This is a genomic window from Pelagibius sp. CAU 1746 (genome assembly GCF_039839785.1).
In the GTDB taxonomy this organism is placed as follows: Bacteria; Pseudomonadota; Alphaproteobacteria; order Kiloniellales; family Kiloniellaceae; genus Pelagibius.
Window position 1 is genome coordinate 2536390 of sequence record NZ_JBDOQT010000001.1, and the last position, 21908, is coordinate 2558297.

20 protein-coding genes are annotated in these 21908 nt (G+C 62.9%); 12 read left to right on the forward strand and 8 right to left on the reverse strand.

The genetic code is table 11. The annotated features are described in order from the left end of the window. Positions 1-3: 3 nt before the first annotated feature. The gene (locus tag AAFN88_RS12030) at positions 4-441 is read right to left on the reverse strand and encodes a cytochrome c (RefSeq protein WP_347520555.1); all 438 of its coding nucleotides are present in this window, start codon (positions 439-441) and stop codon (positions 4-6) included. A 256-nt stretch (positions 442-697) separates the two neighbouring features. Beyond that, a complete protein-coding gene (locus tag AAFN88_RS12035) occupies positions 698-1042 on the reverse strand; it encodes a YHS domain-containing protein (protein WP_347520556.1) in 345 nt (114 codons plus the stop codon). A gap of 337 nt (positions 1043-1379) precedes the next feature. Between AAFN88_RS12035 and AAFN88_RS12040 the strand changes: the two genes are divergently transcribed. The 6 genes from AAFN88_RS12040 (at position 1380) to AAFN88_RS12065 (ending at position 8505) form a co-directional block, all read left to right on the forward strand. Continuing rightward, complete coding sequence (locus tag AAFN88_RS12040) at positions 1380-1565, forward strand: hypothetical protein (protein WP_347520557.1); 186 nt, start codon at positions 1380-1382, stop codon at positions 1563-1565. A gap of 566 nt (positions 1566-2131) precedes the next feature. Further along, on the forward strand, positions 2132-3496 hold the full coding sequence (locus AAFN88_RS12045) for an MBL fold metallo-hydrolase (RefSeq protein WP_347520558.1): 1365 nt from the start codon (positions 2132-2134) through the stop codon (positions 3494-3496). Beyond that, entirely contained in the window at positions 3493-5037 is a 1545-nt protein-coding gene (locus AAFN88_RS12050) for a thymidine phosphorylase family protein (protein WP_347520559.1), read from the forward strand. The genes AAFN88_RS12045 and AAFN88_RS12050 overlap by 4 nt, the downstream gene beginning before the upstream one ends. Then, the gene (locus tag AAFN88_RS12055; RefSeq protein ID WP_347520560.1) at positions 5037-5921 is read left to right on the forward strand and encodes a ribose-phosphate pyrophosphokinase; all 885 of its coding nucleotides are present in this window, start codon (positions 5037-5039) and stop codon (positions 5919-5921) included. Before AAFN88_RS12050 ends, AAFN88_RS12055 begins: the two co-directional genes overlap by 1 nt. Positions 5922-6820: 899 nt before the next feature. Continuing rightward, positions 6821-6979 carry a DUF3309 family protein gene (locus AAFN88_RS12060; protein ID WP_347520561.1) on the forward strand — a complete coding sequence of 53 codons (159 nt, stop codon included), beginning with the start codon at positions 6821-6823 and terminating at the stop codon, positions 6977-6979. A gap of 467 nt (positions 6980-7446) precedes the next feature. Beyond that, positions 7447-8505, forward strand: coding sequence for an OmpA family protein (locus tag AAFN88_RS12065; protein WP_347520562.1), 1059 nt, complete (start codon positions 7447-7449; stop codon positions 8503-8505). A 138-nt stretch (positions 8506-8643) separates the two neighbouring features. On the opposite strand, the gene AAFN88_RS12070 is transcribed toward AAFN88_RS12065, so the two are convergent. After that, entirely contained in the window at positions 8644-9684 is a 1041-nt protein-coding gene (locus AAFN88_RS12070) for a fatty acid desaturase (RefSeq protein WP_347520563.1), read from the reverse strand. 470 nt (positions 9685-10154) lie between these two features. Between AAFN88_RS12070 and AAFN88_RS12075 the strand changes: the two genes are divergently transcribed. Both AAFN88_RS12075 and AAFN88_RS12080 read left to right on the forward strand, forming a co-directional pair. Then, on the forward strand, positions 10155-10823 hold the full coding sequence (locus tag AAFN88_RS12075; protein ID WP_347520564.1) for a DUF6134 family protein: 669 nt from the start codon (positions 10155-10157) through the stop codon (positions 10821-10823). Beyond that, positions 10807-11820 (forward strand): TAXI family TRAP transporter solute-binding subunit, encoded by a 1014-nt coding sequence (locus AAFN88_RS12080; RefSeq protein WP_347520565.1) that lies wholly within the window; start codon positions 10807-10809, stop codon positions 11818-11820. Before AAFN88_RS12075 ends, AAFN88_RS12080 begins: the two co-directional genes overlap by 17 nt. Positions 11821-11903: 83 nt before the next feature. Here the strand turns inward: AAFN88_RS12080 and AAFN88_RS12085 are convergent, their stop codons facing one another. Beyond that, positions 11904-12302, reverse strand: coding sequence for a hypothetical protein (locus AAFN88_RS12085; protein WP_347520566.1), 399 nt, complete (start codon positions 12300-12302; stop codon positions 11904-11906). Positions 12303-13226: 924 nt separating this feature from the next. Between AAFN88_RS12085 and AAFN88_RS12090 the strand changes: the two genes are divergently transcribed. Beyond that, the gene (locus AAFN88_RS12090) at positions 13227-13472 is read left to right on the forward strand and encodes a YMGG-like glycine zipper-containing protein (protein WP_347520567.1); all 246 of its coding nucleotides are present in this window, start codon (positions 13227-13229) and stop codon (positions 13470-13472) included. 261 nt (positions 13473-13733) lie between these two features. Further along, a complete protein-coding gene (locus tag AAFN88_RS12095) occupies positions 13734-18146 on the forward strand; it encodes a chemotaxis protein CheB (protein ID WP_347520568.1) in 4413 nt (1470 codons plus the stop codon). A 52-nt stretch (positions 18147-18198) separates the two neighbouring features. On the opposite strand, the gene AAFN88_RS12100 is transcribed toward AAFN88_RS12095, so the two are convergent. The 3 genes from AAFN88_RS12100 to AAFN88_RS12110 form a co-directional block, all read right to left on the reverse strand. Then, positions 18199-18555, reverse strand: a complete 357-nt coding sequence (locus AAFN88_RS12100; protein ID WP_347521661.1) for a cation:proton antiporter — start codon at positions 18553-18555, stop codon at positions 18199-18201. Between the two features lie 203 nt (positions 18556-18758). Further along, on the reverse strand, positions 18759-18905 hold the full coding sequence (locus tag AAFN88_RS12105; RefSeq protein WP_347520569.1) for a hypothetical protein: 147 nt from the start codon (positions 18903-18905) through the stop codon (positions 18759-18761). Between the two features lie 245 nt (positions 18906-19150). Beyond that, positions 19151-19321 (reverse strand): CsbD family protein, encoded by a 171-nt coding sequence (locus tag AAFN88_RS12110; protein ID WP_347520570.1) that lies wholly within the window; start codon positions 19319-19321, stop codon positions 19151-19153. Between the two features lie 645 nt (positions 19322-19966). Here AAFN88_RS12110 and AAFN88_RS12115 point away from each other — a divergent pair. Beyond that, positions 19967-20197, forward strand: a complete 231-nt coding sequence (locus AAFN88_RS12115; protein WP_347520571.1) for a hypothetical protein — start codon at positions 19967-19969, stop codon at positions 20195-20197. A gap of 110 nt (positions 20198-20307) precedes the next feature. Further along, on the forward strand, positions 20308-20523 hold the full coding sequence (locus tag AAFN88_RS12120) for a hypothetical protein (RefSeq protein WP_347520572.1): 216 nt from the start codon (positions 20308-20310) through the stop codon (positions 20521-20523). A gap of 25 nt (positions 20524-20548) precedes the next feature. Here AAFN88_RS12120 and AAFN88_RS12125 read toward each other — a convergent pair whose 3' ends face one another. After that, positions 20549-21808: a cyclopropane-fatty-acyl-phospholipid synthase family protein gene (locus AAFN88_RS12125; RefSeq protein WP_347520573.1), complete on the reverse strand. Its 1260-nt coding sequence runs from the start codon at positions 21806-21808 to the stop codon at positions 20549-20551. Between the last annotated feature and the right edge of the window lie 100 nt (positions 21809-21908).

Sequence of the window (21908 nt, forward strand, 5' to 3'; positions counted from 1 at the left end):
GTATCACATTCTGTGCTGCTTGTAGGTGATGCCGTTGGCCAACTGCAGTTCGCGGACGTACTGGACGATGTCCCTGATCTCGGTTTCGGAGATCTGCGGCTGCGGCGGCATGTTGCCGAAGCGCCAGTGGTGCTGGCGTACCCCACGCTGCGCCGCCAGGAGAAAGGCGTCGTCGGAATGGTGCCCCGGATTGTAGATGTCGTGGACGAGGGGAGGTCCCTTGTCGCTGCCCGCTGCGTTGGCGCCGTGACAGGTGGCGCAGACCGCGTCGAAGGCGACTTTGCCCTCGGTTGCCCGGTCCGAGAGCTGCGGCACCGTCACGTCCGCCATCCGGCCGTCCGCCGTCGAACCTGGCTCAAAGGCCTGCCACAGCAGCACGCCCGCGCCCAGTCCGACGACGGTTAGAACCGCATACTTCGCGATGTTGTCTGAAAGACTCATTGTATTCGACCCTCATGATCTCGTGGCGGCCGGGGCCGCGGCTGGAGTTTCGCAATCGCGCGCCACCAGTCGTGTCTCTCCGTCCGGGAGCCTGGCATTGATGGCGCCAATCGCGGCGCCGAGCGGCAACGGCGCGGTGCCGAGAACTGGCGCCAGCAGAACTTCCCAGGAAGAGGCGATGCCGGCTCCGGATCGCTCCGTTGGTTTGCCGCCGTTCGATCCATCCACCATATCCGGCGGTCTGGTCCGGCCTGTCTCAACCATCGGCGGCCCCCAGGCGCTTTACCTGCGGACCGGCTTCTGGAGCGAGGTGCAGATCGGGCGCCGCCTCGAAGCGTTCCCGGCATTCTCGCGAACAGAAATAGTAAACCATGCCGCCATGTACCGAGGGCTTGGCCTGGTCGGGACGGACCGTCTTGCCGCAGACCGGATCCGTATCCGTCTCCGGCGGGACCCAGCGGACGGTGTCTTGCCCGGCTTGCGGGTTCTGCCGGCCGCTTGAGCGATGTTGTCTATGGCCCATGACGTGAGCGCCGCAGCCGATCCGCATCATCAGAAAAATCATGCCCGCCCATAGGGCGAAGTAGATCAGGGTTTCCATAGTCTTGGCTTCTTCTGCGTGACTCCGGAAGGGTGCGGGGCACCTTTGCCGGGTTTCGTTGAGAAGATTCAGGACAGACCGAGGCGTGGCGCTCGCCTCGGAGGCGATGCGTTTACGGTCTAGACCACCGGATGCGGCCTACTGCGCTCAGGAGCGAAGTCCATGAGTGATTGCTGAGCTGGCCGCTATGCGGCCGGCCGGCCGCTTACAGAAGGCCTTGGAGCTTTGGAGGGTGGCGGTGGGGAGAAATAGCCCGGCTGTCGCCGTGGGCGTTCGCCGAAACGCCGAGGCGCCCGGCGGCGAGAGCGTCTGCCGTCGGCGGTAAGGGGAGTAGGGCGTGGAAAGAACACTGTACGTGTTGCAGGCAATGTTGCGGGACCGCGGCGCTGCTGCGTTCTGCCGGGTCGTCGGCGTGTATCAGCATCACGGCCATCGCCTTGCCGTCGGCCGGAACTGCCTCCGACGGGTCGACATGCCCGAGGAGCGCAAGCGTGACCGCCAGAAGGCAGGCGAAAACACCTAGGCGCAGGCGCCAGTGGGGGCGTCCTTTCAGGGTGCGGTTCTTGGCCGTCGCCATCATGCCGAATAAACCTGCCTTGCGTACATTTGCTCTCTATCGGCTTGTGCTTTCTATCGGCTTGGCCGCCTGGCGACTTTGATCTGCGTCAAGCCGGTCATGCCGATAGCCACTCCCTACCGGAAATTGGCCCGAGGCCGGACCGATTCAAGATGCGGAAGGCCATCCGGGGTCCTTGTCCTGGATCGCATTTCCCTGCTCGCAGCCTGCGCGCGGCGGCACAGTCACGGTGAGCATGAAGTTTTTGATAGACCTTCCAGCCGCTGTAAGGTCAAGGATAACCCGGCATCGTCGCCCGCAGTGGGACTTCGGCCTTTCTCCTGCGACAATCGCCGGGAGGATGCAGGCGCACTCGGCAGTGACGCCGAACAGGGGGAGGTCTTGCCGGTACCGTGAGCGGCGAGCAGTTCTTGGAGTGCGCAGTGATCGGCGAAACCGTGAACGGCGCCGACCGCCTCGGGCGACCGGGGTGGGGCGACCGGGGTGGGGAGACCGGCAAGAGAGCAAGACGGATGTCTCTGAAAATCACATTCCTCGGCGGCGTGGGCACGGTAACGGGTTCAAAGTACCTGCTTGAGAGCGAAAACGCGCGGGTGCTGGTCGACTGCGGTCTCTTTCAGGGCTTCAAGCAGCAGCGCCGGCGCAACTGGGCGCCGCTGCCGGTCGATGTGAAAACGCTCGACGCGGTTATACTGACCCACGCTCACCTGGATCACTCCGGCTACCTGCCGCTGCTGATCCGGAACGGTTTCTCCGGGCCGGTGATCTGCACGGGCGGCACCCGGGACCTCTGCGAAATCCTGCTGCCGGACAGCGGACATCTACAGGAGCAGGACGCGGAATTCGCCAACCGTCACGGCTTTTCGCGGCATCGTCCGGCCCTGCCACTCTACACCAAGGCGGACGCGGAGGAGGCCCTGCGATCCTTCAGGCCGATGCCTTTTCACGCGGAACGGGAGGTTGCCGAGGGGCTCTCCGTGCAATTCCTGCCCGGGGGCCACATCCTGGGCGCGGCGATCGTCAGGATTTCCTGTGCCGGGCGGACGGTCGTCTTCTCCGGCGATCTTGGACGCCCCGGCTCCGCCACCATGGTCGATCCGACAGCGGTGCGGGAGGCCGACTACCTGCTGGTCGAGTCGACCTATGGCGATCGGCTGCACGACCGGCGCGATCCCGAAGACGTGCTCGCCGATGCGATCTCCCGCACGGCCGCGCGGGGTGGGAGCGTGCTGGTGCCTTCCTTCGCCGTGGGCCGTGCTCAGTCCCTGATGTTCCACATTCAACGCCTCAAGGCCCAGGACCGGATTCCGGATCTGCCGGTCTTCCTGGACAGCCCCATGGCCATCGACGCCAGTGAGATCTTCTGCTGGCACCTTGGCGAGCATCGCCTTAGCGCCGCCGAGTGCCGCAGATCTTGCGATGCGGTGCGCTATACCCGCAGCGCGGACGACTCTAAGGCGCTGGACCGTGACGCCATGCCGAAGGTCATCATCTCCGCCAGCGGCATGGCGACCGGCGGCCGCGTGCTGCACCATCTGAAAGTCATGGCGCCCGATCCCAAGAACACCATCCTCTTCGCCGGATTCCAGGCCGGGGGTACGCGCGGCGCGGCGATGGTTGCCGGGGCCGAACGGGTGAAGGTCCACGGTGCCTATGTGCCGCTCCGCGCGCAGGTCGCCAATCTCTCGATGTTCTCCGCCCATGCCGATGCCGACGAAATCATGGCTTGGCTGAGCAACTTCCGGCAGGCCCCCAAGCACAGCTTCATCGTGCATGGCGAGCCGTCGGCGTCGGACAGCCTGCGTCACCGCATAGAGGAGGAGCTCGGCTGGGACGTCTCCGTGCCCGAGTATAGGGAAGAGGCGATGCTGCCATGACCGAGGGCCCCCTTCATCATAGCAGCACCGATGGGCGAGGGGTCCACAGCCTGCGCGCCCGGCGGCTTGGCATCGATTCCCAATACGAAGCCATCGTCTACATGCGCAAGGATTGCCACGTCTGCCGCGCCGAGGGCTTCGCCGCCCATACCCGGATCCGTCTCACCAACGGCAAGCGTTCCATCATCGCGACGCTGCACCAGGTGATCGGCGGTCTGCTTGCGCACGATGAGGCCGGCCTGTCGGAATCCGCCTGGCACCGCCTTGGACTTAGCGACGGCGCCACCATTGCCGTAAGCCACCCGGACCCGCTGGAGTCCCTCAGTAAGGTGCGCGGCAAGGTCTACGGCCGGGAGCTTGACGGCGCCGCGCTGAACGACATCATCACCGACGTGGTCGGCGGCCGCTATTCGGACATCCACCTGTCCTCCTTCATCACCGCCTGTTCGGCCCGGCCGTTGGATCTGGCCGAGATGATCGCCTTGACCCGTGCCATGACCGAGGCGGGCGACAAGCTGACCTGGCCGCAGCGGCCGGTGGTCGACAAACACTGCGTCGGCGGTCTGCCGGGCAATCGTACAACCCCCATTGTGGTGGCTCTCGCCGCTGCCTGCGGCCTGACCATGCCGAAGACATCCTCGCGGGCCATCACCTCGCCGGCTGGCACCGCCGACGCCATGGAGACCCTGGCGCCCGTCGACCTCGACATCCCGGCCATGCGCCGGGTGGTGGAACGGGAAGGCGGCTGCGTGATTTGGGGCGGCGCGGTGCGCCTGAGCCCAGCAGACGACACCTTGATCCGCGTCGAGCGGGCGCTCGAGTTGGACAGCGAGGGGCAGCTTGTCGCCTCCGTGCTCTCGAAGAAGATCGCCGCGGGCTCCACCCACCTGGTGCTCGATGTGCCGACGGGCCCCACCGCCAAGGTGCGCAGCGCCGCGGATGCCTCGCGGCTGTCGCAAAGCCTGAGCGCCGTGGCCCACGACTTCGGCTTGGAGGCGCGAATCCTCATCACCGACGGGCGCCAGCCGGTGGGACGCGGCATCGGCCCGGCGCTGGAGGCCCGTGACGTGCTGGCGGTGCTGCAGGGGCAGGCCGACGCCCCTGGAGACCTGCGCGAAAAGTCTCTGGCGCTGGCGGGCGTGCTGCTCGAAGTCGGCGGTGCCGCCGCCCAGGGCGCCGGTGCGGAAATGGCGCAGAGCACCTTGGAGTCAGGCGCGGCCTGGGCCAAGTTCCAGCGCATCTGCGAAGCCCAGGGCGGGATGCGGGAGCCGCCGAGAGCCCGCCATCGGCAGCCGGTCGGGGCGGCCCGTTCGGGCCGTGTGCTATCGATCGACAACCGTCGACTTGCGAAGGTCGCCAAGCTCGCCGGCGCGCCGGACGCCAAGGCCGCCGGAGTGGAGTTGCATGTCCGCCTCGGGTCCGAGGTGGAACCGGGCTCGCCGCTCTATACCGTCCATGCCGAGGCGCCGGGCGAACTCGCCTATAGCCTGGACTATGTGGCGGCCAGCCCAGACATCATCGCCGTCGCCGAGGCCACCTGATGGAGCCGTTGCTCGTTGCCCTCGACGAGGAAGATCCTCTGGCTTCACCGTTGGCGGCCGCATTGGGCGCAGAGCGCGCGCAAATGAACCGCAGGAGCTTTCCCGACGGCGAAAGCTATCTGCGCTATGACAGCTCGCCGGCGGGGCGCAGCGTGATTCTCCTTTGCTCCCTCGACCGGCCGGACAGCAAGTTCCTGCCGCTGGCCTTCGCCGCGGCGACGGCGCGCGAGCTGGGCGCCACCTCGGTGGGGCTCGTCGCTCCCTACCTCGCCTATATGCGCCAAGACCGCCGCTTCCAGCCCGGCGAAGCGGTGACCTCCACCTGTTTCGCCGGCCTGGTGAGCCGGGAAGTCGACTGGCTGGTCACCGTGGATCCCCACCTGCACCGCCATCATTCTCTGGCGGAAATCTACAGCGTGCCGGCGGTCACCCTGCACGCCGCTCCGCTGCTCGCGGCGTGGATCCGCGACAATGTCGAGCGGCCACTGCTGATCGGTCCGGACAGTGAGAGTGCGCAGTGGGTGTCGGCGGTTGCCGGGGCCGCTCCGCACGTGGTGTTGGAGAAGGTTCGCCACGGCGACCGCGACGTCGAGATCTCGATCCCGCACGTCGAGCGCTGGAGCGGTTACACCCCGGTACTGGTCGACGACATCGTCTCGAGCGGGCGGACCCTGATCGAAACGCTCGGGCACCTCCGGCGGGCCGGGCTGGCGCCGGCGGTCTGCGTCGCGGTGCACGGTATTTTCGCGGGCGCTGCCTACAGGGAACTGCTCGCCGCAGGCGCCAGCCGGGTCGTGACGACCAACACGCTATGCCATGAGAGTAATGAAATAGATGTGGTGCCGCTCCTGGCGGAAGGGGTCCGCCGGCTGGATGCGGGCTAGGCGCGGTCTGCCGCGGTCCGCGCGGGACAGGCCGCCGAAAAACGGGCCATGGCGGGCAATTCTTCCCTGGGCCATTCGATTTTTGTCGTGAAGACAATAACTTAAGGGGGGGATGGCTGGGGGACCTGGATTCGAACCAGGATTAACCATAACTATCTGATTTCGCAGCCATTTTGGCGAGCGCCGGAAGCCAATGTGTCACACCGTTGTGGCACAGTCCAGTGCCTTTGCCGCAAATGCGATCGTTCCGCGGAATCGCCGATCGAGGGCGCAGGTGCCGGGGTGTGCGGCCCGTTCCCGGAAAGGCGGAGTCCACGGCCGGAGTGCCAGGCGGGGAGGTGCGCACCTCGCATTGATCGAGCTGGGTCATTCGCGGCGGTTCCCTCCGGGCAGTGCTCTGCCTCCGATTGTACCTACGAGCGCCTGGTCGGCAGTGACTTCCGCTGAGGGGTGGAGAGTCGACATCACCTCCGGCCGTTGGCGACTTCCGTCTTTGACCCAAGGCGGAAATTCATTTGCGGGTGGCCTGCCAGAAGGGTGGGCGAAGACTGCCTCTAGATCACGCAGTTCTCCGACAAAAATCTTGTTGAGGAATAGGTCGGAGGATCTGACTTCAGATACCCGAAAGAATTCCAATGGCTCAAACCACCAAGTGGAAGTTGCAGGAAAGTGGTTTGGTTGAAGAACCTTTGCCGGTGCCTGTCAAGCTCCCGTTCATGATTACGGCATGCAGTTCACCGTCAGAGAGCTATCACGAGGACCCGCGCTGAGTAGATTCCGAGGCTATGTCAGTGGTTCGTCGCCTCATAGCCTGCGACGAATGGTGACGACCCTGTCGGCTCGCGGGAAGTGTTCCCCGGTAGACCTAAAGGGATACCCGTTGCCAGCGGAGAACTACCATGTCCCTCGGGACCATCCTGATCGTCATCCTGCTGCTCATGCTTTTGGGTGTCCTGCCCACATGGTCGCATAGCGCCAACTGGGGATACCTGCCGAGCGGCGGGATCGGCCTGTTACTCGTTGTGTTCGTCGTCTTGGTGTTGGTTGGGCGAATCTAGCGGACCGTGGCGCTTGCCTGCGAGTACGTACGGCATTGCTGACTGGCCGCCGCTGTCGGCGAGCCGCTGTCGAGTTACGGCCGGCAGAGAATCCTCGAACCCTCGACCAGGCAGCGAGTGATAATCGCCGGCATGAAACATCGAAAGCGCAGACCATGACGCTGACCAGGAAGTACGGGTTCGCGGCGGTGCCGGATGTCCACCAGGCGAGGGAAAGCACCATTGGACTGACACGCTACCTGACCGTCCTCATGGAAATGCATAGCGGCCGACGGTCGCCTAGGGTGGACTTGGCTTGTGCGAACGATTGGCCCGTTCCGGACCTGGTCACGCGGTGACGCGACGGAACAGCAAAGAAACCTTGTGAGTGTTTTCCGATGCTGTCCGGGAACACAGGCAAGGACTATTTTTGCTCCAGTTGATCTTTAAGACAACGAACAATCATGCTTAGCAGAAGGGGAAACTCAATGCTTACATACAAAATCCTCTCGTGTCTCACTGCTGCCCTGCTCGTCGGCGCCTGTTCCGATCTCGGACCAAGCTTCGTCGTCGGCGGCGATCAGGATAGGGCCAGGGCGCTTGCGCCGGTGGCCGATCCCTTTCAGCAGGCGCTGGTCGACGGCTATACGAAGAATGCCGACGATGAGTACTACCAAGGAAACTACCGCACAGCCGATTTGTACTATCTGAAGGCGATCGCGACGGCGAACGATAAGAACACCGTCATGGAGCAGCCGAACTCCTGGACCGTGGCGACCGGTGATCGCGCCCGGGGGCTGCATGGGGCCGACAAGCAGTCGGCGGAGACCATGCGCGATAACCTGGCGCCTTGGATCGCGGCCAACAGGCAAAGCAATCCACATGCGGCGGCAGCGCAGCAGCTGAAGTACGATTGCTGGATCGAGCAAATGTCCGAGCAGCAATACAATCAGGCAGCCATATGCGGCCCCACCCTGCAGACCGCGGCGGCCCCGGCCCCTGCCGCAGCGCCACCGCCGGCGCCGACAGCTTCACTTTGCATGCAGGATCCTAGCGGCTACAACGAGAGTGGCACGCTTTGCAGGGTCAGCGTCGTTAGGTTCGCCTTCGACCGCTATGGTCTGCTGCAGCCAGGGCAGAACAGCGTCGGCGGCCAGACGGCTGCGGATCAGGACGCGGCGCTCGACCAGATACTGAGCCAGGTGAAGACGATCAAGCCGGCCCGGATCGACGTCATGGGGCGTACCGACTCGAGCGGGACGAATGACTACAATTACGGGCTTTCCGACTGCCGGGCGCGCTCGGTGGTCGCTGCGCTGCGGGCCCGCGGCTTGCCGGCAAGTGTGGAAACCCGGATCATACCCATGGGTCAGACCGACCTGATCCTGCCGACCGGTAACGGTGTCCGTGAAGCGCAGAACCGAGTGGTCTTGGTGGCTTACCAGACCGACCGCAACGCCGCCTTGGCGGCACGGCCTGAAATGGCCCCGAAGCGGGACGCATTCGGGTGCGGCACGTCGCGCCATCCCTTCCCGCCGCTCAACTGAGCAGACTGCACAACTACCCCTCCGGGGCGGGCCGGTTCGCCGGCACGCCCCGGTCTTTGTTTGCGCCGGCCGCGAGGGTTTGGAGCAGGGCGAAGAATTCGGTGAAGGTGACGCAGATCCGCGCCTGGAGGCACCCGATTACTTAGCGTCGGTGGTGGCACTCGGTGCCGGGCCACACGCGCTTTCGCTCGCTTCCCGGAACGTCATCATCCTGCCGCGTTTCTCGTCCCACAAGACGAAGTTCAGGGCGCGAAGGCTTTCAAGGAAGGATAGTGTCGGAACGTCGCAGAACGTTGCGATCCTTTTATGGCATTCCTGGAGCCAGTAGTTCGGGACGCGTGGATTGAGGTGATGGATGTGATGGAATCCGATGTTGCCGGTGAACCACTGAAGGACCTTCGGGAGCCGCAGGTAGGTCGAGCTCTTCAAGGCCGCCGTCGTCGGATCCCAGGCGGCGTGTCGGCTCCACAGCGTTCTCTCCCCGCGGTGCTGTACCGAAAACAGCCAGACACCGATGATCGAAGCGATGACCAGAACCGGGATCTGCACCGCGGCCACACGGTCGTAGCCAAGCAGGAGGCCGAGGCCGCCCAGGGCCAGCACGAGCGCCAGGCTGGTCAGGTGTATCAGCCTGCGTTCCCGCCGCCAGGACTTCGGCATGTCGAAGGGCAGGCGATAGAGCAGGATGAAAATGAACGGCGGCAGCAGGACGTTGGCAACCAGCGGATGCCGTGTCACGCGGTACCACCAACGGCTTCGCGGGCTCAATGCCCGGTACTCCTCGACAGTCAGGCAGGAGGAATAGATGTCGGCCCCGCTCTGGCGGCGGTCGAGATCGTTCCAGACACCGTGATGACCCGCGTGCTGCCGGCGCCAGGACGCATAGGGCGTGAAGGTGAACAGGCTGCAGGCGAGACCGACGGCGTCGTTGGTGAGGCGCGAGCGGAAAAACGCGTGGTGGCCGCAGTCATGCTGAATGATGAAGATACGTACCAGGAAGCCGGCGGCCAGCGGTACGAGAGTGAGCGCCAGCCAGTACGAGACGTCGACGAGAGCATAGATGGCAGCGCAGGATATGCAGAATCCGCCGAACGACGTCACCACTTGGAGGACGCTCTTACGCAGCACGGGGGCTTGGAACTGTGCCAGCTCTCTGGCGATGGTCTTCCGATCGGCCATGGGTCCCACTTGTCATTACGGCGGCGGGGTGGTCACAAGAAGCAGACGAATGAAACGGCCCCGACCCTGGCGTGCAAAACGACGCCGCGGATGATTGCGTTGGCTTTTCGCCGCTGTAAGCACGGTTTTTCTAACGGCATCTCGCTCTCATTCTGCTCTGATGATAGCATATCCAGCAATAATTTAGGTCGCGCTTCTATTGACTTCTTCAATAGCTATACGCCCGGGTGGACGTTCCGAGCGGCAAGCGGGCATAGGTAGTTTCCGAGGGGTGTCGTGGCGTTTCTTGTGTCCGGGATTATCTCCCGGCACCATCGTTGAATGGCGGAGGTTATGCCGTTGACCTGGTTCAATGAAGGAACTCGCATCCGGGCCCGAGGCAGTGCTTGGCCGCGATTGTACGATGAGCCGGTCAGTGACGCGGCCGAGCCACAGGCGTCAGACATGCCGGTGGACCGGTCATTCGGGGCATGGCCGCTGTGTTGACTCGTCGTCAGATCCTCTTCCAGAGTGCCGCAGCGGGCGTGGCACCGCTTCTCAGTCCTGCCTCATTCGCTCACGCCGAGGAGCGGGACACGCTGCGATTTCGTGCCCTTTTGCAAGGGACGTCGATCGGTGAGCATCAGGTTGCTTTCCGTCGCGAGGGCGACCGCTTGACGGTCGAGACGCAGATCGACATCACCGCCCGGTTCCTCTTCTTCGACTTGTTCCGCTTGCAGCACGCGGCACTGGAGGTATGGCTGGGGGATCGACTGGTTTCCGTCACCAGCACAACGAACCACGATGGCGTCCACTTGGAAGTTTACGGCGAGGCGATCGAAGGCGGGTTCCGAATCGTCGGTGAAGGCGGTCCCTTTCTCGCTGCGGGCAACCTCCTGACGTCGAACTCCTTGTGGAACAGCCGGATCGTTCGTGAGACCCGGTTGATTGACGTCCAGCATGGAGGCGAAGTCGGCATGATCGCCCGACTGCTGGGTAACGAGCAGATTGTCACGCAGCAGGGTCTCATAGACGCGAGGCGGTACCAGCTGATAACGCCCTACTATGCCGGCAGCGTGTACTACGACGCCGATGAGCGCTGGGTTAAGGCGCTGGTCGAGTTGAAAGGAGAAACCCTCGAATATGTGCCAGCATCGTAAAGCGGTCCCGAGCGGCCGCCCCGCGAACCGGCTTGCGGTCATGCTGTGCGGCGTGGCCGCCTTGGTTGTCATCGAAACAGGTTGTGCACAGGTAACCAAGCGGCCGGACGTGGTGATTGGCACGGCTACGCCGGTCGATATCGACTATCCCTTCGGTGCCTCGATTTGCCGGCTGTTCAATCTCGAGATGGCGCGCCACGGACTGCGATGCGCCGAACAGTTCTCGGCAGGACCTGTGGCCAATGTTGAGTCGCTGCGGGGCGATCGAATCGATTTAGGTATCGTGACCTCTGACGTCCTCGCGGATGCCGTGGCAGGGCGGGAAACCTTTGCTGCATCGGGCGCCACCGGCGACTTGCGCGTTCTCTTCTCCGGGCATCTCGACGTCCTGACGTTGGTGGTACACCAGGACGCTGGAATCAGATCCGCGGCGGATCTGCGCGGCAAGCGTATCAGTATCGGACCGCCTGGGACGCGCCAGAGGTCTGCAATGGAGCGCGTCATCCCCGCTCTTGGCTTGGAAAGGAACGATTTTGCCGAGTCCTTGGAACTGTCATCCGCAGAACAGAACCGTGCGTTCTGCGCGAACGAAGTCGACGCGATTGTCTATTCTGTCGGCCATCCGAATGGTCTCATTCGAGATGCGACGCTTACTTGTCACGGCGTGCTGATCGACGTCAGCGGCCCGGCTATCGACCGGATGCTGACGGAGTATAGGGCCTACGAGCGCGTCGTAATTCCCGGTGGCACCTATCTTGGCAACCCCGCGGATGTCCAAACCATCGGTGTGCGTGCCGTGGTTGTCGCCACCACGCTCATGTCCGACGCCGTGGCTTATGAGGTCACCCGGGCGGTCTTCGACAATCTCGAGGATTTTCGAAGGCTGCACCCCACTTTCCAGGAGTTGACCGTCGAGGAGATGGCCCATGGGATCGGAGGCGCGCCGGTGCACGCAGGAGCCGCGCGCTACTATCGCAAACATGGTTGGCAGCCGTAAGTCCCTGTACCTATAAGAAAAGCCCGCCCGGCGCTTGCGCACCGGGCGGGTTTTTCAAAGACGTATTATAGGGGAATCGCGATCTACCTGGCGGAGATGAGCAGCAGATTGACCTGTTGGTTACGCCGCAGGAGGGGATCGCCGATGGCGCCCGACTCGATCTTGTAGGCCGGGACCCCCGCCTGGATCAGGGAGTTGCGGACGGCAGCCACGCGCCGAGCCTCCAGGTCCTGGTTGCCCAGTTGGCCGTTGCTATCGATCCCGAGACGGAGGGACGGATTCTGGGCCATGTAGGTTGAGATCTCTGAAGCCTGCTTGGCATCGAAGAGGCTGACGTTCGACTGGCCGCTGCCGAAACTGAAGGCACGATAGGCGGTCCAGGCATTGACCATCCCGACCGGACCTTGCGGGCCAGCCTGTCCGACCTGGCCTTGCTCGCCGGCGCTGCCGGCGGCCCCCAGCGCTCCGGTGCTACCGGCCATCGAAGAACCGGTCGATCCCGTCACACCCTGGGCGCCCTGCGCGCCGACTGCACCCTGACCACCCGCTGAACCAGCGGGGCCGACCAAGGTGGCGCCCTGTGTTCCAGCTGCTCCAGTCGGCCCCTGCGGACCAATCGGACCGGCAGGGCCGGTCGCGCCGGGCGCACCGATATATCCGGCACCCTGGGCGCCCGTGGCACCGGCGGCGCCTTGCGCGCCAGTCGGACCGACGGCGCCAACGGGCCCGCGGACGCCGACGACAACCTCACCCGGAACGCCGGCCGGGCCTGCCGCGCCGACCGGACCCACAGGGCCGGCAACACCGGCGGCACCGGATGGGCCGGTCGCGCCATATCCCATGGCCCCGGTGGATCCCACCGGGCCCTGGGCGCCGGTGGCACCGGTCGGTCCGGTCGGACCGGTCGGTCCGACGAGACTGTTGGTCATGGCGGGCTGGCTGGTCGCTGGAACTACGGATGGTTCAGTGGCCTGCGAACTGCAACCCGCTGCGATCACGGCGACGGCCGCGAGAGATAGAGGGGTTCTCATTGTGCTTCTCCTGGAAGTGAGAATGGGGGCTCGTTCGGCCTTTCGTTTACTCGGTTGGTCGATAGCCGGAAGCCCAGTGGTCGACCCTAGGGCAAGGCGCCGGGCTAGAGATAGAGCCGGAAATTACTCAGGAGACATTCCCGTTGTTTGCGAGTGGAAAGCATAGCGCCCGACCTTGTAGCAGGGAGCCGACCGGCAAACCTTGGGTGGCCCGCCCTTGCAGGCGGTAACCAATCAGCGGAGAGCCCTGCCTGAGTACAATCCGGCTCTATCGGGAGCCGGAGCCTTGGCCCAGAGTGGTGCATACAGCCGAAGAGGAGCCGCCGCCGATCATGGCGGCGAGGGTCGCTTCGCCTGCCACCCGGAGTACAGTCCATGAAATCGAATTCCTTGATTGCCTTGCTGTCCCTCTCGCTGCTCACCCTGAGTGCCTGCGGCAGCAGCACATCGGACCGCGCCCTCAGCGGCGCCGGAATAGGCGCTGGCGTCGGCCTTGTCGGCGGTGCGCTGGTCGGGGCACCGCTCACGGGCGCGGCCATCGGCGGCGCCGCTGGGGCTGGAGCCGGTGCGCTGACCGATGAAGACGACATCGATCTCGGCAAACCGTTCTGGCGCGACTAGGGGCGCAGGCGGCCGCACCTGCTGGCGGCCCAGCCCAGTGCGGATAACCGCGCATGCCGCAGTAATGACAGGATGGCTCATTGTTGCCGGGCTGGAGTGCCGGCCATCTTCTGGTCGTCCGGCAAAACGTCGGCGCCGGAGGCCCGGTCACCGTCGGCCGCTGTGAGGCGGCCATGAAGGGCCACTCGCTGTTTCAAGGCGACTGTGCTACCCTAGGTTCTCACTGTCCTTGCAGGGAGAACACATCAGGAGAGCCGATGCATGCCGGGCATCCGCCTGAAGAATAAAGCCAAGGCGGCTCAACCTAAGCCCAACCGCGGCGAGACGACACAATCGTGCCGCGCTGCGCGGCCTGGCGACTTTCCGGTCGTTGCGGTGGGGGCTTCTGCGGGCGGTCTTGATGCCTGCAAGAAATTCCTCGCTGCGCTGCCGGCCGATAGCGGCATGGCTTTCATCCTGGTTCAGCATCTCGATCCGACACATCAAAGTATGATGGTCGAGCTGCTGGCGGCCCATGCGCCGGTGAAGGTGCAGCAGGCAACCGATGGCATGCAGGTTGAACCCAACTGCGTCTACACGATTCCCCCCGGGGTCTATCTCGCGCTGCATAACGGCGCCCTTCGCATTTCCAAACCGAGTGAGCGACACGGCGCGCGCCTGCCGTTCGATTTTCTGCTGCGTTCGCTTGCGGGGGACGTTGGCGAGCGTGGGGTTTGCGTCGTGCTTTCCGGCATGGGAGCCGACGGCAGCCTTGGCGCGAAGGCCGTCAAGGAAAAGGATGGCCTCGTAATCGCGCAGGATCCCGACGAGGCCGACTTTGACGGCATGCCGCGGAGCGTGATCAAGACCGGCATAGTCGACCTCGTGCTTCCGGCAGCGGAGATCCCGGCGGCGATCATCAGGTATGATCGGCGGGCTATTCAAATCGGCGAGCAGGGTGGTTTTTCCGCGTCGGGCGACAAGCCGGATTGGTTGCACGAGATCGTCGAACTGCTCCGCGCAAAGACCAGCCATGACTTCAGGCTCTACAAGCCCGGGACCTTGCAGCGCCGGGTCGAGCGGCGCATGGCCATGGTGCCGATCGAGGCAGGTAGTATGGATCGCTATCTCGCGCTTTTGCGAAGCGATGCTCGCGAACTCGATTTCCTGGCCAAGGACCTGCTGATACATGTCACCAGCTTCTTCCGCGACCCGGAGGTCTTTGATGTCCTGGCGGACAAAGTCATCTCCGATCTGGTCCGGCACCACAGCTCCGATCAGCCCCTGCGGATCTGGATCGCCGGGTGCAGTACGGGGGAGGAGACCTACTCCCTGGTCATGCTCTTTCAGGAGCAGATCGAGGCGGCCAATCGTCATATAAGGCTGCAGGTCTTCGCTTCCGACATAGACTCGGGAGCCGTCGCCACCGCCAGGGAGGGTGTCTACCCGGAGTCCATCAAGGCGGAGGTGTCGCCCGCGCGTCTGGCGCGCTTTTTCACGAAGGAGGATCATGGCTACCGCGTGTCGCCGGATATGCGGGCAACGGTCGTTTTCACCGAGCAGGACGTGCTGGCCGATCCGCCGTTCTCGCGCCTCGATTTGGTTTCGTGCCGGAACCTGCTGATCTACCTGCAGCCCGAGGCGCAGGCGAAGGTCATCTCGTTGTTCCATTTTGCGCTTCGGGATGACGGTATCCTTCTACTTGGCGGCTCGGAGACGATCGGCGAGGGAGATGAGCGCTTCGAGGTTGTCTCCAAGGCCGCACCTATCTATCGGCACGTAGCGCCGAGTCGGCCGGCAACGGGAGGGTTCTCCTTGGGCGCCGGCGACGGCGTTCGCGCGCCCTTGCGGGTGGCCGCAGGTCGGACCGCCTTCCGCCAGGCTGCGCTCGCCGAATTGTGCCGCAAGGCGGTGCTGGAGAATTACGCGCCGGCAGCGGTGCTTATCAACCGCAAGCACGAATGCCTCTACTCCTTGGGGCCGACAGACCGTTACCTGCAGGTCGCGCCAGGATTCCCGACGAACGATCTACTGGCGATGGTGCCCGAGCGCACGCGGATCAAGCTGCGCTCGGCAATCCAGCGGGCGAGCCAGGATAACCAGCGCGTTGTGGTTGCTGGGGGAAAAAGCGACCGCACCGGCCCGGTGGAGTCCTTCAGTATTGCCGTCCAGCCGATTCGCACCAAAGGTGAAGAGCTTATGCTGGTCTGCTTTCTTGACAGACCGCGACAAGAGCAGGCGGCAGAACAGCCGGCCGCGGGGAAGACTCCGCCGCGGGAGCGTGCGCTCGAGCAGGAGCTCGAGGCCACGACGAGGGAGCTTGAAGACGCCATCCGCAGTCTTGAAATTTCTGGTGAAGAGCAGAGGGCGGTCAATGAGGAGCTGCTATCCGTCAACGAGGAATACCAGTCGACGAACGAAGAACTGCTGACGTCGAAGGAGGAACTGCAGTCACTCAATGAGGAGTTGACGGCGCTCAACAGCCAGCTTCAGGAAGCCCTTGAGCAACAACGAAGCACGTCCAACGACCTGCAGAATGTCCTGTACAGCACGAACATGGCTACGCTGTTCCTCGATACCAATCTCAACATTCGCTTCTTCACGCCGGCGACAAAGTCCCTCTTCAACATCATCTCAAGCGACATCGGGCGGCCGCTCTCAGACCTCAACTCTCCGGCATTCGACTGGTCGGTCCTCGCCGATGCCGAAACGGTGCTGCAGAATCTTGTGCCGGTCGAGAAAGAGGTGGAGGTCGCGGACAGCTGGTACAACCGTAAAATTCTTCCTTACCGCACACATGATGACGGCGTCGAAGGCGTAGTCATCATCTTTACCGACATAACGGAGCGCAGGCGCGCCGCCCGGGCGCTGGAGGCAGCCAAGCAAGAGGCCGACCTGGCAAACATCGCGAAGTCGCGCTTTCTCGCCGCCGCAAGCCACGACCTCCGCCAGCCGCTGCAATCGCTTTCCCTGCTTCAGGGTATCCTGTCCAAGATTGTGGTGGATGAGAAGGGGCAAAAGCTGGTGGCCCTCATGGGGCAGACCTTGGGGGCGATGACTGGCATGCTGAATACGTTGCTCGACATCAACCAGATCGACGCCGGAATCGTCCAGGCAGACGTCGACGACTTCATGATCAACGATTTACTCGGGCGGCTGAAAGACGAGTTTACCTATCATGCGACGGCAAAGGGGTTGTCCCTTAAGGTGATGCCCTGCAGCTTGTCGATTCGCAGTGACCGGCAGTTGCTCGAGCAGATTCTGCGAAATATCATCTCCAATGCGGTAAAGTACACGCCACAAGGCAGGATACTTCTGGGTTGCCGTCGGCATGCCGAAACCTTGAGCATCGAGGTCTGGGACACCGGCCTGGGAATTCCCGCGGACAAGCTTGAGGCGGTATTCGACGAATACCATCAAGTGGACAATGCAGCACGCGAAAGGATCCGTGGCCTCGGCCTCGGGCTCTCCATCGTGCGGCGCCTGGGGGCGCTGCTGGATCACCGGCTGCGTGTCCGCTCGCAGTTGGGGAAGGGCTCGGTCTTTGCCATCGAAGTCATGCTCTCCCCGAGTTCGGCCGAGGCACGGATGGAGCGTCCTCGGCAGGACGTTAGTGTCGGGAAGGGAGAGGGAGTCTTCCGCAGGGGTAATATTCTGGTTGTAGAAGACGATCCCGAGGTTTGCGCCATGCTCGATATCGTTCTGAAGGATGAGGGCTATGGCGTCGCGACTGCTGCGGACGGCAGCGGTGCCCTGGATCTTGTGGCGCTCAAGAACCATGAACCTGACCTGATTCTGGCAGACTACAACCTGCCAGGCGAAATGACCGGCCTGCAAGTCGCCGCAGCGCTCCAGGAGCAGCTTGGCCGGAGAATTCCAGTCATTGTTCTGACCGGCGATGTGTCGACAGAGACCCTGCGGGCCATTTCGCTGCAAGACTGCGTAAGGTTGAACAAGCCGACTGACCCGGGAGAGCTCTCCCGCGCAATCCAGGATCTCCTTCAGGGGCCGCACTCGGAACGATCGACGACTGCGCCTGGCGGTGCCGAACCGTCAGGTGAGGCGGCGGGCGAGTCTGGGCGACCGGTTATCTTCGTCGTCGACGACAACAGCCAGGTCCGCGACGGCATCGGCGGCTTGCTGGAGGAGCATGGCCACATCGTCGAGGCCTACGCAGACTGCGAGATCTTCCTGAAGGGTTATCGACCGCGCCGGGAGGCTTGCCTTTTGATCGATGCTTCGCTTCCCGGGATGAGCGGGCTCGAGTTGCTGCAGCACCTCAGGAATGCGGGCGATCGAATGCCGGCAATTATGATCACCGGCAAGAGCGACGTCGCGATGGCGGTTGACGCCATGAAGGCGGGCGCATCGGACTTCATCGAGAAACCTGTTGACCGGGACGAACTGCTCGGCGCCGTCGGGCGCGCTCTCGAGCTGTCAAAGACCACGGCCGAGCGCGCCGCCTGGCACGAGGACGCGGTGAGCCGCATCGCGGGCTTGACAGTACGACAGCGCGAAATCATGGATTTGATTCTCGCCGGCCATTCCAGCAAGAGCATTGCCGCCGACCTCGGCATCAGCCAACGGACCGTCGAACATCACCGCGCAGAGATACTGAAGAGAACAGGGGCGAAGTCACTTCCTGCGTTGGCGCGCCTGGCCATTGCGGCCAGCGGTAACGACGCCGAAGGGTAAAGCGCACTATGAAGCTGCTCTATGCTTTCGAGGTAGAGCGATTTCACACGATCTAGCGTAGGGAGCCCTGTTTCAACTCCGATACGAAACGGCCCATAAGAAAACTCGTCGTGCCATGGAGCATCGCCGAGGCAAATATCGTAAAGGCGACAAGCGCCCAAATCGGACGCTCGTCGATCAGCTCCACGTGGCCCGACGCATAGGCGATGTAGTAGATCGAGCCAATGCCCCGAACGCCAAAGAAGCCGACGATCCAGCGGTCTCCGGACACAAGGTCGGTTCCCTTCAACGCCAGCCAGCCGGCTACGGGGCGGAGGACCAGAAGCAGGCTGAAGCCGATAACGGAGTGGCGCCAGTCGAGCGCCGACCACAGAGCCGGCAGCGTGCTTCCGACAAGGACCAGAAGGATTGCAGTGCCAACCGGTCCCGCACTGGCTCAACCCCTGCTCACGCATAGTCTTCGTTCAGCGCATCCTGGTCTCCGGCACTAGCGCCGAAAGCGGCAACGAGGATTGCTCAAAGAAATCGCCTCACGATTCGCCACTTAATTCCCTGAATCCACTCTCAGCCGGGACACCTCACTATCAAGGTCACGCCCCGGAAACTGCGGAACTACTTCGTCTCGATGGATACGCCGTTCTTGTCGAGCTTAAGTTCTATGCTGCTGGCCGTCTGCTGTTCCTGATAGAGCAAGTATCCAGTAACAGCTGCAACGACGGCGAGCGAACCAATGACGAGGTAGAGAACATTGCGATTCATCGTGCTGGAGTCCCTATTGTGTCCAACCGGTGCTTTGAAACGGCCCAGAGATGGCGCATCGAAAGTCCATGCCTTGGTGAAATCATTGCGAGGTATTGCAGCGGCATTGCCGTGTTATCATCGACCACCTTCTGCGGTACCTTGCGGCAGGCTCTCTCGATGACCTGGCGCATGCTCTTGAACACGCCGATCTGTCCACACCGTAACGGTGGAGTGAATGTCAGGCTAAGAGGTGATTGCGATCATCAATTTTTGCGAGTGTCCTTAAAGCTGCCGTAAGTACTCTGGACCTTGCCTTCAATTTCTTCGACCTCTCCTGCGGACGCTAGCTTGGCATCGCCGTTAGCCCGGCCAATGGTCTTCCTGACAGAGCCCATGATCTTCTTCGCCGATCCCGTGATCCGGTCCTTGTCCATGGCGACATTCCTCTCCAAGGACGATGGGTTTACTGATGAAAGCAATCATATTTGCCCCGAAGCAGCGGTGACAGGCTCGGGAAACACCTATTGGCATGTATGATCCCGCGGCCTGCTCCAGGCGATGCAAGCCTTCCCAGGATGGGCGGCTCGATTTCAAGAGCAGCCGGCGGCGGACGATCGGTCGCCCGCCACAGTAATTCCCGGCAAGAGCGATAATTCGATGGCGGTTGACGCCATGAAAGCGGGCACGACGGAATCCATCGAGAGGCAGGCGCGCGGCCTACAGGGCTTGCAGCGCGCCGAAAGACCCGCATCTCTGCAATAAGTAGATTCCGAAGCTGTTTCTTAAGCGTTATCCCCTGATACGCTTTTCCTGCCGCCCGAAAGACCTGTCCACTGGGTCTCGCGGCGCGGGGAGACGGCGAGATGCAGAAGATTGTGTATGTCGCCGCATGAGGCGCGCAAAAGTCGCGTTCATCATTGGGCGCAGGCGGACTGAGCGACAGACAGGGTCGTCTGATGGCACCCGCGCCAGGAGAGTCGTCTCCGGCGGTTCGGCCACCGGCCCCGTTCGAATGGCGGCCTCGATGAAGTCAGGCGAATGGTGCCAGCATGAGGATTTGACAAATGAAGTGCATACCTTTGATTGTCCTGGTCCTACTGGTAGCGGCCTGCGCGCCGCGCGGCCCAGAGCGCACCAGTGAACAGAATCCGACGGTGTCCTACAGCTACAGCTATGACGACCTGGATGAGGTCAAGCAGACTGCGGCAAAGTATTGTCACGACAACTATGGTCGTTCCGCACGCGTCGTTGATGACGTGGAGAGCGGTGACGGTCGTGTGATGACTTTCGCGTGCGTTATCACGCCGTGATCGTCAGCGCCTGCAGGTTTGGCGAGCTGGTCGCTGCACAAGGGACGCCGTGCGGCCGATGATCGCTTGACACGTTCTGTCTGATCCAGAAGCGGAAGAAGGAGGGCGCAATGCCTATTGTTTACGATGACCGTGTGAAAGAAAGTCACTTGCGGTTCGTCTTTACTGATGCCGTGGTATCCATACCTCTTGCAAAGGACGCGACCTTTCAGGATGTCGCGCGAAAGTTTCGCAATCTAAGGCGCAGGAATCATGGCGATGTGGTCTCTATCGTTGTCGTCCTGAAAGCCGAAGAGGGAAGGTCAGCGGACGCCATGACGGCGTGACTTTCGTCGGGTCCGTGGACAGATTCTAGACTGGTTTCTCGATGACGACCTGGGCCACCTGATAGCCGAGCGCGTCGAATGCGGCGGCCGAGCCTGCAAGGTAGAAGTTCCAGAGGCGACGGAAGCGCTGGTCGTATCTCTTCTGGTCGAGCGATGCGAAGTTGTCGTTGAAGCGCCTTCGCCAATGCCGAAGGGTCGTGGCGTAGTGCCGTCCTTCGTGGACAAAGGGCTCGTGCGGCAGAAGCAGCCCGGCCGCCCTGGCGCTGTCCGTCATCTCGGCGAGCTGTGGAATTTGGCCGCCCGGAAAGACGTACTTCTTCATCCAGGCATTCGTCGGTGATCGGGTGGGCTTGATGATACTATGCACGAGCGCCCGTCCGCCGGGCCGCAGAAGCCTGTTGAGCGCCCTGTAGTAGTCCACGAAGTGCCGCCGACCGACATGCTCGAACATGCCGATCGAGACCACGCGATCGTAAGCCGCAGGGTTTTCTTCCGCGTGGCGGCGATAGTCCTCCAGCCGGTAGGATACCTTGCCTTGCAGGGCGCGCGGCGGGCGCTGCTCGGCCAGCGTCAATTGCTGTTCGCTCAAGGTGATGCCGACCGCCTGTGCATCGCGCATGGCGATAGCACGGGTCAGGGCGCCCCAGCCGCAGCCGATGTCGAGGACACGCATTCCGGGTCCGACCCCCAGGCGATCGAGCGTCGTTGCCAGCTTGTGTCGTTGCGCAGCCTCGAGGCTGTGCGCCTCGGGCGTGAAGAAGGCGCAGGAATAGACCATCTCTTGGTCGAGAAACGTCTCGTAGAGGTCATTGCCGATGTCGTAGTGATGGGCGGCATTCCTGCGGCTCTGCCGCGCCGTGTTGGCATGGAAGGCGCGCGATGCGAGGTCGCGGAAATCATTTAGCATCCGGACCGGCGTCAAGGCCTCGATGCGACCTTCATTCACCAGCAGGCAGCCGAGGAGGCGGGCAAGGTCCGCATCGTCGACTTCCCAGTCGCCATCGACATAGGTTTCGCCAATGGCAAGGCCCGGGTTGGCCATGACACGGAGCAGCGCCGGCAATCGGTGGATGTAGACCGTGACGACATCGCCTCGACCGTCCCCGAGAAGCCAGGGTCCCTCGTCGCGCAAATGCAGTTCGACATTGCCTGAGCGGAGAAAGAAGCGGGCGCCGGCCACCATCATGCGGAACAGCAGCATATCGGTCGCAGAGGTGGGCCAGCCGACTGCTCGCTCGTGTTCTCCAGAATCGCCCGAGTCAACCCACTTGAGCCAATCCGACATTTCGCAATACAACTCCCGCCTCAGCACAGGACTCTTGAGGCATCTCGTACGCGACAGCAGGTGGTAAAATCCTAGGGGCCGGCGGTTTGGCCGTCAAGTT

Excerpts from the sequence above, each read along its gene's own strand:
- AAFN88_RS12030 (WP_347520555.1), bottom strand. The coding sequence starts at position 441 with ATGAGTCTTTCAGACAACATCGCGAAGTATGCGGTTCTAACCGTCGTC.
- AAFN88_RS12035 (WP_347520556.1), bottom strand. The coding sequence starts at position 1,042 with ATGGAAACCCTGATCTACTTCGCCCTATGGGCGGGCATGATTTTTCTG.
- AAFN88_RS12045 (WP_347520558.1), top strand. The coding sequence starts at position 2,132 with ATGTCTCTGAAAATCACATTCCTCGGCGGCGTGGGCACGGTAACGGGT.
- AAFN88_RS12050 (WP_347520559.1), top strand. The coding sequence starts at position 3,493 with ATGACCGAGGGCCCCCTTCATCATAGCAGCACCGATGGGCGAGGGGTC.
- AAFN88_RS12055 (WP_347520560.1), top strand. The coding sequence starts at position 5,037 with ATGGAGCCGTTGCTCGTTGCCCTCGACGAGGAAGATCCTCTGGCTTCA.
- AAFN88_RS12060 (WP_347520561.1), top strand. The coding sequence starts at position 6,821 with ATGTCCCTCGGGACCATCCTGATCGTCATCCTGCTGCTCATGCTTTTG.
- AAFN88_RS12065 (WP_347520562.1), top strand. The coding sequence starts at position 7,447 with ATGCTTACATACAAAATCCTCTCGTGTCTCACTGCTGCCCTGCTCGTC.
- AAFN88_RS12070 (WP_347520563.1), bottom strand. The coding sequence starts at position 9,684 with ATGGCCGATCGGAAGACCATCGCCAGAGAGCTGGCACAGTTCCAAGCC.
- AAFN88_RS12075 (WP_347520564.1), top strand. The coding sequence starts at position 10,155 with ATGGCCGCTGTGTTGACTCGTCGTCAGATCCTCTTCCAGAGTGCCGCA.
- AAFN88_RS12080 (WP_347520565.1), top strand. The coding sequence starts at position 10,807 with ATGTGCCAGCATCGTAAAGCGGTCCCGAGCGGCCGCCCCGCGAACCGG.
- AAFN88_RS12085 (WP_347520566.1), bottom strand. The coding sequence starts at position 12,302 with ATGGCCGGTAGCACCGGAGCGCTGGGGGCCGCCGGCAGCGCCGGCGAG.
- AAFN88_RS12090 (WP_347520567.1), top strand. The coding sequence starts at position 13,227 with ATGAAATCGAATTCCTTGATTGCCTTGCTGTCCCTCTCGCTGCTCACC.
- AAFN88_RS12095 (WP_347520568.1), top strand. The coding sequence starts at position 13,734 with ATGCCGGGCATCCGCCTGAAGAATAAAGCCAAGGCGGCTCAACCTAAG.
- AAFN88_RS12105 (WP_347520569.1), bottom strand. The coding sequence starts at position 18,905 with ATGAATCGCAATGTTCTCTACCTCGTCATTGGTTCGCTCGCCGTCGTT.
- AAFN88_RS12110 (WP_347520570.1), bottom strand. The coding sequence starts at position 19,321 with ATGGACAAGGACCGGATCACGGGATCGGCGAAGAAGATCATGGGCTCT.
- AAFN88_RS12120 (WP_347520572.1), top strand. The coding sequence starts at position 20,308 with ATGCCTATTGTTTACGATGACCGTGTGAAAGAAAGTCACTTGCGGTTC.
- AAFN88_RS12125 (WP_347520573.1), bottom strand. The coding sequence starts at position 21,808 with ATGTCGGATTGGCTCAAGTGGGTTGACTCGGGCGATTCTGGAGAACAC.